Here is a 13,660-nt window from a genome sequence, read left to right as displayed (position 1 = left end):
CTCACTTACCCACCAGGGGTTTAGCCAACTCAGTTATCTTAGTCTCCCAATCCTTAGCCCTAACTATGGCGCTTGCCACTAGGACGCCTACAGTGCCTAGTTCAAGGGCCTTGGCTACGTCGTTGTAGTCCTCAATACCGGCGCCCGTAATTACCTTAACCTCACCGTTAACCCTCCTAACAGCGTTAACAGTCTCAACCACGACGTCGGGCTTAGTCCTACTAACCGATCTACCCGTTCCAATCAACTCAGGGGGCTCCATGGCCACCGCCGTTGGGTATAGTGCAGCAGCCGCCGCACTTGATGGTGGATCCGGGGCGCAGACCACGGTCTCCAGGTTGAGCGTCTTAGCCTTACCCACCAGGTAGGCTATGTCGTTGAGTAGTAGCCTATGCTCACTGTGGTTTATAATCACCCCAGCCGCCCCAGCGTCCTTAACGAACTCAAGCGGTATGTGCCCCGTCCTAGCACCCGGGTCCACTGGGTCGGCTGACTGAGCGTAGACCGGTATGCCCACTGCCTCAACCACCTGCCTTAGGTAGGTGTGGGGTGGGGCGACGATTATGCTTGCCCCAAGCTCCCTAGCCACCTTCTCAGCTGCCTTGGCAAGCTTAACAGCACCACCATTAAGTAGCTCTGGGTAGGCCTTCATGTTTATTATGAGTACGGGGGCCTTCATGGGTCTGGTTAGGACTGGGGGTGTATAAGTATTAGGTGATTACTGGGTGATTAAAACCTCCCCACCAGCCTCCTTAACAACCCTAATAGCCTTAGCCGAGGCTGCCTTAACCTTAACCACAATTGGTCTCGTAAGTCTCCCCTCACCGATCAGTTTGCCGTAGCCCAACTGGGTTAGGTCAATGACGTACCTGCCACCCTCCTCCTTAATAAGGCCCTTCCTGATTAGTGAGTCGGCTAGGGCGCTTAGGTCGCCTACGTTAATTGCCTTAACCTCCCTGCTGGGCCTATAGAAGCCGTGCTTACCTATCAGTGGGTATAGTTCACCGTTGGTTAGCTTTAGGAGTAGGCTCTTCTTATGCTTAAGTAAACCCACCCTACCTCCACCTCCCCTCTGCCCCCTACTCCTATGCTGCCCAACCCTACCCCAGGAGTGGGTTCTCCAACCCCTAAGCTTCCTGGACTTCCTTTCCCTACGCCTCACAGGCACCCCTAATGGGTAGGGTTTAAAACTTTGCAACGTTGATAGGGGTGATGAGGGTTGTAGCTAAGGGTGCTGAGGCCCTGCTTTACCTTGAGGATTGGCTTGGATTAACGGTGCTCGTCAAGGAGAGGATGCCTAAGGGGTATAGGGACCCTGTCTTCGATAGGATGATTAGGGTTAGGAGGACTATTAACGAGGCTAGGTTGATCATGGATGCGGCTGAGTTGGGTGTTAAGACGCCTGTGATTTACGATGTTGATGTTGTTAGGGCTAGGATAAGGATGCAGTACATTGAGGCGCCAACGCTGAACAGCATCATAAGGGCCAACGGCTACTCAGGACCCGTGAAGACGCTGATGAGGAGGATGGGCGAGCTGATAGGTACACTCCACGCTGGTGGCGTGCTACATGGTGATCCAACGCCAGCTAACGTGCTGGTTAGTAATGGTGACGAGTACCTGGTGGATTTTGGGCTTGGGGAGAGGGCTAGGCCAACTTGGGATGACAGGTACCTTAAGAGGGTTGCCGTAGACCTAAACGTCCTGCTTAGGTCCCTTGAAAGCAACTATGGTGAAGTTGGCAATGCGCTCTTCAGCGACTTCATGGATGGCTACGGCTCAGTGGTTGATAAGTCGGAGCTGGTTATGAGGTGGGTTAGGAGGATTAGGAGCTTGGCCAGGTACTACACGGGTAGGTTAACCTAGCCACCCTGCTTCTCCCCAAGCTTAGATATAGTCCACTTAATGGCCTCAATTATCCTCTTTAACCTGCGTTGATCCCTATAATTCCTAATCACTATCCTAGTGATCAAGCCCTCACTGTTCCTCTCAATGTCATAATTCAACGCCATCGACTCCTCAAGCTCACCATTGTTAACTAATTCCTCATCCTCACCCCTAAGCCCGTTAAGCACCTTCTCTATGAAGAACCTCCTTAACGGCGGCTGCTCACTGATTGGCTTACTGAACTCTATAATCACCTCCTCATCGTTGTACGTTAACTTAGCCAACTCCTCGCCACTGGGTGTCGTTAGGCTTATCGAACTTTCCCTCGGCTGAACCCTATCGGCCGTGGTTATTGAGCCGGTTTTTATCAGGGAGTCTATGACTTTGAGAGTGGACTCAAGCATGTTCAACTCATCCCTAAGCTCACTAATCCTCTCCCTAATCCTCCTCCTAAGCTCAAGTAGCTCCTTTACGTCAAGCCCCTCAACACCCACGGTTAACTATCCTGGTTAAGTAAATAAAAGTTACTCCCAGCTTGGCTTAACAATCCAGGGGAGCTAGATTTAAAAAGGGTAACTGGGTTGATTGGGCAATGTCTGAGGTACCCACCGTTAACCTTGAGGAGTGGAAGCCTAGGACTGAGATTGGTAGGCTTGTTAAGGAGGGTAAGGTGAAGTCCATCGACGACATATTCACGGTTAACGCCAGGATACAGGAACCTGAGATAGTGGATGCTCTGCTCACTAACCTTAAGTATGAGGTCCTCAGCATAAACATAGTTCAGAGGCAGACTGATGCAGGTGAAGTTAGCCAATTCCAAGTGGCCGTGGCGCTGGGTAATGAGGATGGTTACGTGGGCCTTGGGATAGGTAAGGCTAGGCAGATAGGCCCAGCCATGGAGAAGGCCATAAGGAAGGCAAAGGTGAACATAACCCCGGTGAGGAGGGGGTGCGGCTCATGGTACTGCTCATGTGATGAACCGCACAGCGTACCGTTCGTGGTTAGGGGTAGGGCGGGTAGCATAGTGGTTGAGTTAATACCGGCGCCTAAGGGTGTTGGTTTAGTGGCTGGTGACACGATAAAGCCTATACTTAGGTTAGCTGGGATTAAGGACGTTTGGTCTAGAACCATTGGTGAGACGAGGACTACGCTTAACTTTGCCATAGCCACCTGGAACGCCCTGAAGAACACGTATACCTTTAAGATTTAAGCGCTTATTAAAGTTAATTAGCCGTACATAATCCTCTTAACGTAGTCAAGCACCTTAGCCTGGTCGCCACTCAACCTAACGTTCTCAAAGTCCTCCCTTGATAGGTAAAGCATGAGTGCCCTCTTATACAGGTTGGCGAATAACTCCTTCGATAACCTTAACCCATCCACGGGGTTGAGCCTATACGTGAATTGATCCAACGTGAACCAGCCTGAATAGCCTGTGTCCAGTAGTGCGTATATGAAGTCTACGAAGTGCCAAATATCCCCTGTGCCAACGACCCTATCTTCATCATTACTATGCCACTTAGCTGTGTTAATATGCGTAACCACCACAGGAACCCCCATCCACTTAGCCACGTAGACTGTATAGGCCGGTTCAACAGCGTACATCAACTCATGGCCATAGTCTATTGTTATACCGAATAACTTATCACGTAATTCACTGTTTAACCTACTGGCCAGCATAATGGTTACGTGTGATGTTGGTGTTACTAAGTTGCCTTCACGGGGTTCCTTGGGCTTAGCCTCAATTCCAAAGGACTTGATGCCGAGCCTACGCGCCTCCTTACCAAGGTTGAGTAAGCCCTCGTAAAGTAGCTCAAGTTTCCTGCCGTAATTGGCCTCAAGGCTATAGTCCCAGCCGTCAGAGCCAAGCCATATGGAAACTGAGTCTAGGCCAAGTTCACGGGCAATATCAAGGCTTTGGGTAAAGGTACTTATGGCTAGTTCCCTAACCTTAGGGTCTGGGTTTGTTAAGGTGCCTAGCTTAAATGCGTGGAACCCCGTTAGATCCATGGCTAACCCGGCCAATTTAAGGCCAAGCTCATTAACCGTTGACTTAACCTCATCTATTAAGTCACGCCTGACCTTAAGCTCATTGTCCAGGAACTGGGCATCAACAGGAACCACACCCTCAATACCAGCCTCCTTAACCCTCCTCAACTGGTTAATTAACCCACCAGGTAGGTTTGGGAAGTAACCACCCCTATTGAACCTATCCGAGAAGTCCCCCGCGGTCCACGTCCCGGCTGCAAACTTAACGTTAAACTCCCTGAGGAAGGAGTCAACTACCTTACCTTCCATGAAGCCTGAGTAGGCTGACCTTAACCTGTCTAGACTTGCCATGATTAACTGTATGCGGCTTAACTTTTTAAGTTGTAACTAACGTCAACCATTGAACATGTTAGGTGGTTAATGTAGGTGGAGTCTATTTAGGAACTCCGTGTAGAGGTCTCCGTACCTCCTCTCATCCCTAGGTTCAAAAACCTTAATGTTAAAGGACCCTTTAACAATGGACCTAAGCTCACCCAGGTTCTTAACCATGCCGAGACCTGCCGCTTGGATGAGGATGTTACCCAGTGATGTGGATTCCTCAGGCCCCGCATAGACAGGTATACCCATTACGTTGGCTGTTAACTGGTTCATTAGGCTGTTCCTAGAGCCCCCGCCAATAATGTTGACTCCGCTGAGTCTCCTACCTGTTATCTCCATAGCCCTCTCAAGGATGTACCTATGCTTGAGGGCAATGCTGGTTATTATGACTCTGACCAATTCCCCAAGGCTACCGGGTTCCCTCTGCCCAGTCTCCCTTAAGTAACCCTTAACCTCCTCAATCATGTTGACTGGGGCTAGGAACCTTGGGTCATCGACGTCTATGAAGGAGTTTGGTTGATCAACCTCTGAGGCCAGCTTAGTTAACTCATCGTATGAGTAATCCCTACCCTCAACATCAGATATTATCCTTCTAACCTCCTGTATGAACCACATGCCCTGCATATTCCTGAGGAATGTTATTGTCCTAAAGGCCCCACCCTCATTGGTGAAGTTACTCAGCATAGCCCTCTCGTTGATTAATGGTTCACTTAACTCCACGCCAACCAGGTTCCATGTGCCTGAGCTGACGTACCCCGTGTGTTCATTAACCATGGGGGCTGCTGCAATTGCCGAGGCTGTGTCGTGTGTTGCTGGGGCGATTATGCTAATGTCCCTACCTAAATTGGGTACACCCAACTCCTCCGCTACGCTTGGCGCCAAGTGGCCGAGCCGTGTGCCTGCATCAACAATATCCTGGAGCATGTGGGTTGGTATACCTAACCTTTCCATTATGTCCACGCTCCATCTCCTACTCCTAGCGTTTAGGAGCTGCGTTGTGGTTGCATTGGTGTATTCATTAACCTTAACGCCACTTAGCCAGTAGTTAAACAGGTCAGGTATCATGAGCATTGCCCCCGCAGCCTTAAGTCTCTGGGGGTTATACTTGACCAGGGCATATAATTGGTATAGGGTGTTTATCCTCATGAATTGTATACCCGTTTCACCGTAAATCACCTCCCTGGGCACTTTGCCAAAGACCTCATCCATTAAGCCCTCCGTCATGGGGTCCCTGTAGGCGTATGGAAGCCCGAGGAGTTCGTCATTTGAGTCCAGGAGGGCGAAGTCAACCCCCCACGTATCCACACCCACCGAGGCTAATTTACCACCATACTTCCTGACCGCAGCCTTAATCGAATTCTTAATGTTAACCCACAGTTGCAGCACGTCCCAGTGCATGTGATTGCCAACCCTAATTATTTGGTTGGGAAACCTAAGCAATTCATCCACCGTCAACTTACCATCCTTTAGGTCTAAAACCCCTGCAATAGCCTTACCTCCACTGGCCCCTATATCTATGGCCAGTAAGACGACTACCTCCATGCCCACGTCACTTATTGTTCATATACTTCTCAACTATTGGCAGTATACCCAACTCCTTAAGCGTTTCAATGGTGGGTATCCCATCCTTATCCCACCCCATGTAGCTGTAGTACTCGTCAAGCATAGGCTCAAGCTCAACCACCTGGCCCTTGGCGCCACCCTCGCTTAACGGCTCCTTAAGGAATCTCTCAGGTAATGTGTCGTCCCTTCTACTTATGCCATTTATGACGTTAAACATCCTCTTCAAAGTGAATATACGCCTACCCGCCGTTAAAAGGTCTTGAAGCGTCTTCCTCCTGCCAGTTACAAGGGTGTACATCCCGGCTAGGTGGAGTGGTGGTATGCTTATGAACTTGCATATTACCAGTGATTCAAGAACCTCATGCCAAGTCTCCATTGTGGCCACTATACGCCCCTTGCCCATGTACGAAACCCTATCGTACCTCTCGTAGATCTTGAGGTCCGTGATTCTCTCACCCTGCTCAATCCTGAATGTTAAACCCTGCAGGTGGTCAGCCCCCCTATTTGATGTTGCGTATTGCAACCCCATGCCCTTAAAGGCCCTTGGGTCATGCATGGGCATTTCAGTGCCCTTAACGTGCATGCAGTACTTCTCAGTGCCCCTGCCTATCGCCCTCGATGCCATGCGGCATCCCTCACCAAGTAGCTTACCGAAGCCCTCACGCCTACCTATCATCTCAATTAGCTTAAGCACGGTCTCCTTATCACCCCACTTAAGCTCTAACCCACCTGTATCATCCTTAGTCAATAGGCCCTTTTCAAAGCTCTCCATGGCCCAGGCTATGGTGACTCCGGTGGATATGGTATCTATGCCGTACTTGTTGCATAGGTCATTGGCCTTGATTAGGTATTCCGGGTCATCTATCATTAGCATTGAGCCGAGTGAGGCTATGGTCTCGTACTCAGGCCCCCTACCCTTAACATTATTGACCTCGACGTACTTCCAGCAGTGTATTGGGCATGCCCAACAGGCCCTATGAGCTTTAACAAGGCCCTTCTCCCTAAAGGCCCTACCGCTTATGTTGTATACGTTATCCCACTTGCCAACCGTGAAGTTCTTTATAGGCATATCACCGTACTCGTAGAATTCCTCAACCTCACCCGCTGTGCCGTATATCGAGTATATTTGGGTTGTGGGGTAGGATAGTATGTAGGGTAGTAGCCTATTTATATTGCTCCTAAGCCTCTCAGGCTCCTTAACCTTAACCTGTCCACTGCCCTTAACGGCAATGGCCTTAAGGTTCTTAGAACCCATGACAGCACCCATGCCTGTCCTACCCGCAACCCTAGGTCCATCCGGGGTTATGTCGGAGGCTATTATGGCGTACCTAGCTAGCTTCTCGCCGGCTGGGCCTATTGCGGCTACGCGGACCGCCTTATCGCCGAGCTCCTCCTTGATCCTAAGGTCTGTTTCAACTGTTGTTAAACCCCAGTACCTGGATGCATCACGTATCTCAACCTCGCCATCATGCACGTACAGGTAGACTGGGTTACTGGACTTACCCTTAATTATGATGCCGTCGAACCCAGCCCTCTTCAATTCAACACCCCAGAAGCCTGATGCGTGAGCCTCACCCCAAGCCATGGTTAGGGGTGATTTAGCGGCAACAACGTAACGCCCACTGCACTGCACCATTGTCCCAGTTAACGGCCCAGTCATGAAGATTAGCACGTTATCGGGGCTGAATGGCTCAACCCTGGGATCCATTTCATCGAAGATGAGCTTGGTGGCTAACCCAATGCCGCCTATGAACATGTCGGCGTCCTCCTCCTTCAAATCCCTAACCCTAACCCTGCTGCTGGTTAAGTCAACCTCCAGTATCTTACCCATGTAACCAAACCAATCAACCACATCACTCACCTAACCCTGGAAGTAAAGCTTCATGTACAGTTCAACGTCCTTCTCCGGTATTACAGGTGGCTCCTTACCCAGCGCCATGGCTACGAATTGGGCCGTGGCAACCTCCTCAAGGGTCTCCACTATGGCCTCAGCCTCAAGTAAATTGGCTCCAAGGCCAACCACGCCGTGGTTCATCAGTATTATGGCGCGTGCACCCTTAAGTGCAGCATCAGCCACGAGTTTGGCTAACTGGTCTGTTCCAGGGAAGGCGAAGGGGACGACCTCAACCCTCCTAAGGGTCATGACTGCCTCTACGGATATTGGCTTCAGGTTAACGCCAGCTAGGGCTAGGCCCAGTGTGACTGGGTTGTGTGCGTGTATGACTGCATTCACGTCCGGCCTAACCCTATATATTGCCGCGTGGAAGGGCGTCTCCGTTGATGGCCTAAGGACACCCTCAATGACGTTGCCATCCAGGTCAACCTTAACTAAGTCATCAACGTTGACGTTGCCCTTAAAAACCCCACTGGGTGTTATCCAAAACTCGCCGGCCCCAGGGACCCTTGCACTTACATTACCTCCAAGTGCCGACACTAGGCCCCTCTCATACAGTGCCCTCATTACACGTGTGATCTCCTGCTTAATCTCATCCTCACTAACCAAGCCTGCACCCTCCTCCCCTGATGGCATAGCTTGAAGTTAGCCTTAAGTTGTATATAAACATTAGCAATTATCAGGACCTAACATGTTAGGTCCGCATGAGGGATTAGTAATGGTGACTTAACTTAACCAAGGCTTAAATACGTGCGGTGGACTCGCATCTGTGGAGCTTACGGGTTCAGCCCTCCTTGGTAAGATCTACGGCGGATTAATGGGTAAGAACATTGGTGGTAGCTTAGGAACACCCTATGAGAGGGGGTTTGGGCAGGATGACTTAATTGAGGTTAAGCTTGAACACAGGCTATACCCTAATGACGACTTTGAGGTTCAGATGGCTTGGTTAAGGCTGATTGAGGATAGGGGGCTTAACATAAGTGAGCATGACTTGGCGCAATGCTGGCTAGACTGCATACACTACAACTGGGATGAGTACGGCTTCAGTAAGAGGAACCTTAGGCTAGGCATACTACCACCGATGTCTGGATTCTTCAATAACTGGTTTAGGCACTGCATGGGCTCGCCCATTAGGTCTGAGGTGTGGGCCATGATTGCCCCAGGTCTACCTGACGTTGCAGCCACGTACGCCTTCATGGACGCCATAGTAGACCATGGAGGTGGCGAATCGGTCTACGGCGAAGTCTTCAACGCAGTGCTGGAGTCCATGGCATTCGTGAGCAGTGATCTGAAGAGACTTATCGAATACGCCTTAAACTACATACCCGAATCCAGCATGACCCATAAGACCATAACCATAGCCCTGAGGGCTCATGAGGAAGGACTTAACCTTAAGGAGACAAGGAGACTCATAATTGAATCCGCCCCACCTGAGTATAGGAGGATAGCCCAATACTCCCCAATCAACCTCGGCTTCGAGGTGCTCGGCCTACTCTACAGCAATGGTTTCGAGGATGCCATGGTTAAGACCATTAGCCTTGGCTACGATACTGACTGTACAGCAGCCACGGTCGGCGCAATATTGGGCATTATGTATGGTGGGGACTACATACCACCAGACTACGCCAAGGTTTACGAGGAAGTAGTGACCAATGAGTCGTGGGGCGGTGTGTCCAATATTAGGGCTAGTAGGACTGTCTCTGAACTGGCTAATAGGATCATTAAAATTACCTACAGGTTACTGTCCAGCCAGGGCGGTAGGGTCTTTATTGATAGGAACGGGAACGTGGATTGGCTTATTGACCCATTCACAGTAAAGCCCAGTGGGCCGTGGCTTAACTATAAGCCCAATTCATGGACCCTTAGGTTCACGGGCCTTGAGGCAACGGTGGAGTACCCTAATGGCCCAGTGCTTAAGCCCGGTGTTGAGTTGCCCATAGTGGTTACCATTAAGAACCTTAGGTTGAACCCACTGAACCTAAGTTACATTGTGCATGGGGTTAGTCCTAAGGCGTATCAGGTTAACCCAGTTAACGGTGGTTTAATTGCCCAGCCTGGCTTGGAGACTAGGGTTGAGTTCAGGGTTAGGCTAATTGACCTGGATGAATTGGGCGCCGTGGAGCACCCAGTGATTCGATTCACGGCTACTGATTCACCTGAATCCGTAAACGTAACCCTGACCATATTACCCCCGGTGGTTTGGTTCATAAACAGGGTTGATGAGTCCGATGAGGATGTGGAAAGGTGGATTAATGATGCCCTAGCCGGTGACTGGGGGGTCATTTATAGGGATGGCTATGACCTGGGCCTGGAGGATTTAATATCCAAGGGTCAATCAATGGCCCTGGTGGGCTTTATTCACAACCCAGGTGACACGAGAATAATCCACGTGGGTGTACCTAACAATGCGCCGTACGTTAAACTTTGGTTTAATGGGGAGCCCCTACTTGAGTCTAAGGAGAAGTATATACTTAGGCCCAATTACGATGGCGATGGTAGGAACTACATTGATGCATTAATGAGGCATGGGTGGAACACTGTGGCCATAAAGATTAAGCGTGTTGATGAGCCCGTGAGCGCCCACTTCATAATGAGTGAGTCGGGGAAGCAACTACATAGGGGTTTGACTGACGTTACCCAGCACAGGAAACCTAAGTTAACTGCCTGAATGCGTATTCGGGCTCTGAGGATGGTCTTAAACCCTCCTGGCCAGCCTGCTTCCTAATATCATTGATAGTCCAGAGCAGGAGGATTATGAGGAAGACTAGGGCTGCAAGCGCTATGTAGAAGCTTGTTTCATTAGGCGTCAGGTATATGAATGATATGCCCAGTAGGACCAGTAGGCTAAGTATTATACCGTAGACTGCCTTGCCTATCTCAGGGTGCATTAAAAACACCCATTTCTAATGTTTTTAATATAACCAGCAAGCAACCCACGTATTACCAATCTTCTTAAGCGGGGGCCTCTCCTTAAAGCACCTATCCATGGCGAAGGGGCATCTGTCACTGAACTTGCAGCCAGGTGGTGCCCTGAGTGGGTTGGGTGGGTCAAGGCTCCTCAGCTTCATGACCTTCTTACTCCTTGACTTGGTTGGGTCGGGTTCAGGTATTGCGGAGAGTAGGGCCTGTGTGTATGGGTGTAGTGGGCTTTCAAGCATCTCCTTGGCGGGTCCAAACTCCATTATTGAACCCAGGTACATGACGGCTGCCCTACCCCTCTCACCAGCCATGTAGTATGCCATACCCAGGTCGTGGGTTATGAATAAGATGCTTAGGTTCATCTCCTTTTGGACCGATAGCAGTAGGTCTAGGACCTCAAGCCTAAGTGAAGCATCAAGCATGGTGACTGGCTCATCCGCGACCACGAACTCAGGTTTAACAAGCAGTGCCCTAGCTATGGAGACCCTCTGCCTCTCGCCACCGCTAAGCTCAAACGGGTACTTATTAATGTAGGCCTTTGGGTTAAGGCCAACGCTCTCAAGGGTCTCGAAAATAGCCTTCTCCTCCTCAGCCTTACTGTGAACCAGTTTATTAGCCCTCAATGGGACAGCCAATATGTCGTAAACGGTCTTATACGGGTTAAGGCTTGAGTATGGGTCCTGGTGTATGTACTGGGATTTAAGCCTATAGACCCTATACTCCTCATCAGTCATCGTTGATACGTCCCTGCCGTGGAAGTATATCCTACCCGTCGTCGGCTTGTATAAACCCACGAGCGTCTTACCCAGGGTGGTTTTACCACTACCTGACTCACCCACAACAGCCAGTGTCTCACTCCTATTCACGGTTATGTTAATGTGATCAACCGCGTATAGGTCTTTCTTACTGAACATACTCCCAACCTTAAACACAACCGACAGATCCTCAGCAGCTATGACAACATCCTCACCGTACTTCCTTTCAGGACCCTTCACACCAGCCATCCTAGATAGGTGGCCTATGTATATTGGACAATTCATGTAATCGAACACGCAGTACCAGCCAAATGGGTTCACTGACCTCTGGGTTATGCTACACACGTAACCCTGGGGAGTCCTCTGTAGGTATGGGCAGACCGGGGCCGGGCCCCTTGGGCTACCTTGGCTTGGGTTACTCACTGGTGGTCACCTTAGCCAACTGCTGCTGAAGCACGCTTGCCTTTATGCATGATGAGTAGTGGCCTGGTTCAACCTCCACGAGTTTCATGTCAGCATCAGAGCACTCGATGGATGCGAATGGGCACCTGTCTATGAATGGGCAACCCCTATTATTGGTCTTTGCGGTAACGCCAGCGGGCTTAAGCCTAATAATCTTCTTGCCTATTGCCGGGAAGGAGTTTATAAGCATGAGCGTGTATGGTGAGTATGGGCGTGAGTAGACGGTGAATATTTCACCAATCTCCATGACGTAGCCCTTGTATAGGACCAGTAACTTATCGGCTACATCAGCAACCACGGATAGGTCGTGGGTGATTAGTATTATGCCTACGTCACGCTCCTTACGTAGATCCTTAATTAACTCAAGTATCTGCCTCTGGGTTAAGGTGTCTAGGGCTGTGGTTGGCTCGTCAAGTATGATTATGTCTGGGTTCAGCATCAGGGCTAGGGCTATCATAACCCTCTGTTTCATGCCGCCTGACAATTGATGCGGATACGACCTCAGCACCCTAGCTGGCTCAAGCCTAACTGAACGCAGCAACTCAGCCGCCATCTTAAGGGCCTCCTCCTTATCTATGCCGTGTGCCTGCGCCGTATCTACAAAGTGATCCTTAACTGTTAGTAATGGGTTCAGCGAGTTCATTGCGCCCTGGAAAACTATTGATATCTTACCCCACCTGTACCTAATCCTCCTAATCTCACTTTCAGGTATGGAGAGCACATCATCGATTGCGTTGCCATCCCTACTATACAGGGTAGCTTTACCTGACACCACGGCGTTATTGGGGAGTAGTCTCATTAGTGCTAGGGCAACTGTTGTCTTGCCGCTGCCCGATTCACCAACTATACCCAGTATTTCATGCCTATGTAACTCAAACGTAACGTTTTTAACTGCCTCAACGTCAAAGGTGGCTGTCCTATAGGTTACGTTCAGGTCCTTAACGGATAGCACCACCGAGGACATGCTCTCACCTGGCGGTAGCCCTACGCCTGCTGGCTAATTTAATTTCTACCTCCCTCCTCCTCTTGGGGTCGAAGACGTATACTGAGGCGTTTGCGAAGTAGACGAAGCCCATTAGTATTATCGTCTGTATGACTATGAGTATTACAACAGGTATCGTACCCGTCGGTGAGAATATTGCTGCTTCTTGGTAGAATGCGTTACCCATTATTGCCCCCCAGTTTATGTTGCTGTATGGTATTAGTCCTAGGAATGCTAGGCCCATTGCACCGTAGAACCCACCAACGATGCTTAACATGAAGTTCATGACTATGTATGGCGTTATGGCAGGCATTATGTCGTTTGCTATTATTGATAGTGAGTTTAGGCCTAGCAGCCTCGACGCCTCAACGTAATCCCTATTCTTAGCACTCAAGGCAGCAGCCCTAATCGACCTGGCTAGGCCAGCCCAACTCAAAATACCTAAAATGAATCCCAGTATGACTGGGTTACCGGACCTGAATATAACGGCTAGAATCAGCCAAAGGGCGAACGTTGGTATTGTTAGCAGTAGGTTAAAGGTGAAGTTCAAAGCCTTATCGGTGAAGCCACCTAGGTAACCAGCTAGTAACCCTAGGAATGTACCTATAGTCACCTGGAGTATACCAGCTATTGCGCCTATTTCTAGGAAGTATCTTAGTCCCCATATTATGTCGAGCAATAGTGGTATGCCTAGGTAATCTGTACCTAGTATGTACCATGGTGATGGTTTTAGTGTTGGTGGTATGAATTGTAGTGCTACGTTGCTCCACTTTGGCCCTGGGTATGGGAATAGTGGTGCTGCTAGGGCTAGGGCTACTACGAAGACTGTTAAAC

14 protein-coding genes are annotated in these 13,660 nt (G+C 49.8%); 3 read left to right on the top strand and 11 right to left on the bottom strand.

Going from position 1 to position 13,660, the window contains the following annotated elements:
* Position 1 precedes the first annotated feature (1 nt).
* Together tpiA and AAX04_RS08335 are read right to left on the bottom strand one after the other, a co-directional pair.
* Positions 2–679, bottom strand: a complete 678-nt coding sequence (gene tpiA, locus AAX04_RS08340) for a triose-phosphate isomerase (RefSeq protein WP_066796785.1) — start codon at positions 677–679, stop codon at positions 2–4.
* 39 nt (positions 680–718) lie between these two features.
* Positions 719–1,162 carry an uL15m family ribosomal protein gene (locus AAX04_RS08335; protein ID WP_066796783.1) on the bottom strand — a complete coding sequence of 148 codons (444 nt, stop codon included), beginning with the start codon at positions 1,160–1,162 and terminating at the stop codon, positions 719–721.
* Positions 1,163–1,212: 50 nt separating this feature from the next.
* Between AAX04_RS08335 and AAX04_RS08330 the strand changes: the two genes are divergently transcribed.
* Positions 1,213–1,866 carry a KEOPS complex kinase/ATPase Bud32 gene (locus tag AAX04_RS08330; RefSeq protein ID WP_066796781.1) on the top strand — a complete coding sequence of 218 codons (654 nt, stop codon included), beginning with the start codon at positions 1,213–1,215 and terminating at the stop codon, positions 1,864–1,866.
* Here the strand turns inward: AAX04_RS08330 and AAX04_RS08325 are convergent.
* Complete coding sequence (locus AAX04_RS08325) at positions 1,863–2,381, bottom strand: hypothetical protein (RefSeq protein ID WP_066796779.1); 519 nt, start codon at positions 2,379–2,381, stop codon at positions 1,863–1,865. The two genes, AAX04_RS08330 and AAX04_RS08325, sit on opposite strands and share 4 nt — an antisense overlap.
* Positions 2,382–2,479: 98 nt before the next feature.
* Between AAX04_RS08325 and AAX04_RS08320 the strand changes: the two genes are divergently transcribed.
* The gene (locus AAX04_RS08320; RefSeq protein WP_066796776.1) at positions 2,480–3,097 is read left to right on the top strand and encodes a 30S ribosomal protein S5; all 618 of its coding nucleotides are present in this window, start codon (positions 2,480–2,482) and stop codon (positions 3,095–3,097) included.
* Positions 3,098–3,114: 17 nt separating this feature from the next.
* On the opposite strand, the gene AAX04_RS08315 is transcribed toward AAX04_RS08320, so the two are convergent.
* From AAX04_RS08315 to AAX04_RS08300, 4 genes are all read right to left on the bottom strand, one after another.
* Complete coding sequence (locus tag AAX04_RS08315; RefSeq protein WP_066796773.1) at positions 3,115–4,224, bottom strand: sugar phosphate isomerase/epimerase; 1,110 nt, start codon at positions 4,222–4,224, stop codon at positions 3,115–3,117.
* Between the two features lie 66 nt (positions 4,225–4,290).
* Positions 4,291–5,793 carry a rhamnulokinase family protein gene (locus tag AAX04_RS08310; protein ID WP_066796838.1) on the bottom strand — a complete coding sequence of 501 codons (1,503 nt, stop codon included), beginning with the start codon at positions 5,791–5,793 and terminating at the stop codon, positions 4,291–4,293.
* A gap of 7 nt (positions 5,794–5,800) precedes the next feature.
* A complete protein-coding gene (locus tag AAX04_RS08305; protein WP_156519775.1) occupies positions 5,801–7,666 on the bottom strand; it encodes an aldehyde ferredoxin oxidoreductase family protein in 1,866 nt (621 codons plus the stop codon).
* A 9-nt stretch (positions 7,667–7,675) separates the two neighbouring features.
* Complete coding sequence (locus AAX04_RS08300; RefSeq protein WP_066796770.1) at positions 7,676–8,344, bottom strand: class II aldolase/adducin family protein; 669 nt, start codon at positions 8,342–8,344, stop codon at positions 7,676–7,678.
* A gap of 133 nt (positions 8,345–8,477) precedes the next feature.
* Between AAX04_RS08300 and AAX04_RS08295 the strand changes: the two genes are divergently transcribed.
* Positions 8,478–10,376, top strand: a complete 1,899-nt coding sequence (locus AAX04_RS08295) for an ADP-ribosylglycohydrolase family protein (protein ID WP_066796767.1) — start codon at positions 8,478–8,480, stop codon at positions 10,374–10,376.
* Here AAX04_RS08295 and AAX04_RS08290 read toward each other — a convergent pair.
* The 4 genes from AAX04_RS08290 to AAX04_RS08275 all read right to left on the bottom strand — a co-directional run.
* Positions 10,360–10,596 (bottom strand): hypothetical protein, encoded by a 237-nt coding sequence (locus AAX04_RS08290; protein WP_066796764.1) that lies wholly within the window; start codon positions 10,594–10,596, stop codon positions 10,360–10,362. The genes AAX04_RS08295 and AAX04_RS08290 overlap by 17 nt on opposite strands.
* A 24-nt stretch (positions 10,597–10,620) precedes the next feature.
* Positions 10,621–11,805 carry an ABC transporter ATP-binding protein gene (locus AAX04_RS08285; protein WP_084761290.1) on the bottom strand — a complete coding sequence of 395 codons (1,185 nt, stop codon included), beginning with the start codon at positions 11,803–11,805 and terminating at the stop codon, positions 10,621–10,623.
* Positions 11,798–12,808 carry an ABC transporter ATP-binding protein gene (locus AAX04_RS08280; protein ID WP_066796760.1) on the bottom strand — a complete coding sequence of 337 codons (1,011 nt, stop codon included), beginning with the start codon at positions 12,806–12,808 and terminating at the stop codon, positions 11,798–11,800. Before AAX04_RS08280 ends, AAX04_RS08285 begins: the two co-directional genes overlap by 8 nt.
* 4 nt (positions 12,809–12,812) lie before the next feature.
* Positions 12,813–13,660 (bottom strand): ABC transporter permease (locus AAX04_RS08275; protein ID WP_066796757.1); only part of this gene is annotated, 848 nt, incomplete at its 5' end.

It is taken from the genome of Caldivirga sp. MU80, from assembly GCF_001663375.1.
In the GTDB taxonomy this organism is placed as follows: domain Archaea; phylum Thermoproteota; class Thermoprotei; order Thermoproteales; family Thermocladiaceae; genus Caldivirga.
Note: the sequence above shows the minus strand (reverse complement) of the source record. Positions and strands in the feature narration are given on the sequence as shown.

What these genes read in the sequence shown, in the direction of transcription:
- AAX04_RS08320 (WP_066796776.1), top strand. Translation starts at nt 2,480, where the DNA reads ATGTCTGAGGTACCCACCGTTAACCTTGAGGAGTGGAAGCCTAGGACT.
- AAX04_RS08290 (WP_066796764.1), bottom strand. Translation starts at nt 10,596, where the DNA reads ATGCACCCTGAGATAGGCAAGGCAGTCTACGGTATAATACTTAGCCTA.
- tpiA (WP_066796785.1), bottom strand. Translation starts at nt 679, where the DNA reads ATGAAGGCCCCCGTACTCATAATAAACATGAAGGCCTACCCAGAGCTA.
- AAX04_RS08315 (WP_066796773.1), bottom strand. Translation starts at nt 4,224, where the DNA reads ATGGCAAGTCTAGACAGGTTAAGGTCAGCCTACTCAGGCTTCATGGAA.
- AAX04_RS08310 (WP_066796838.1), bottom strand. Translation starts at nt 5,793, where the DNA reads ATGGAGGTAGTCGTCTTACTGGCCATAGATATAGGGGCCAGTGGAGGT.
- AAX04_RS08300 (WP_066796770.1), bottom strand. Translation starts at nt 8,344, where the DNA reads ATGCCATCAGGGGAGGAGGGTGCAGGCTTGGTTAGTGAGGATGAGATT.
- AAX04_RS08280 (WP_066796760.1), bottom strand. Translation starts at nt 12,808, where the DNA reads ATGTCCTCGGTGGTGCTATCCGTTAAGGACCTGAACGTAACCTATAGG.
- AAX04_RS08330 (WP_066796781.1), top strand. Translation starts at nt 1,213, where the DNA reads ATGAGGGTTGTAGCTAAGGGTGCTGAGGCCCTGCTTTACCTTGAGGAT.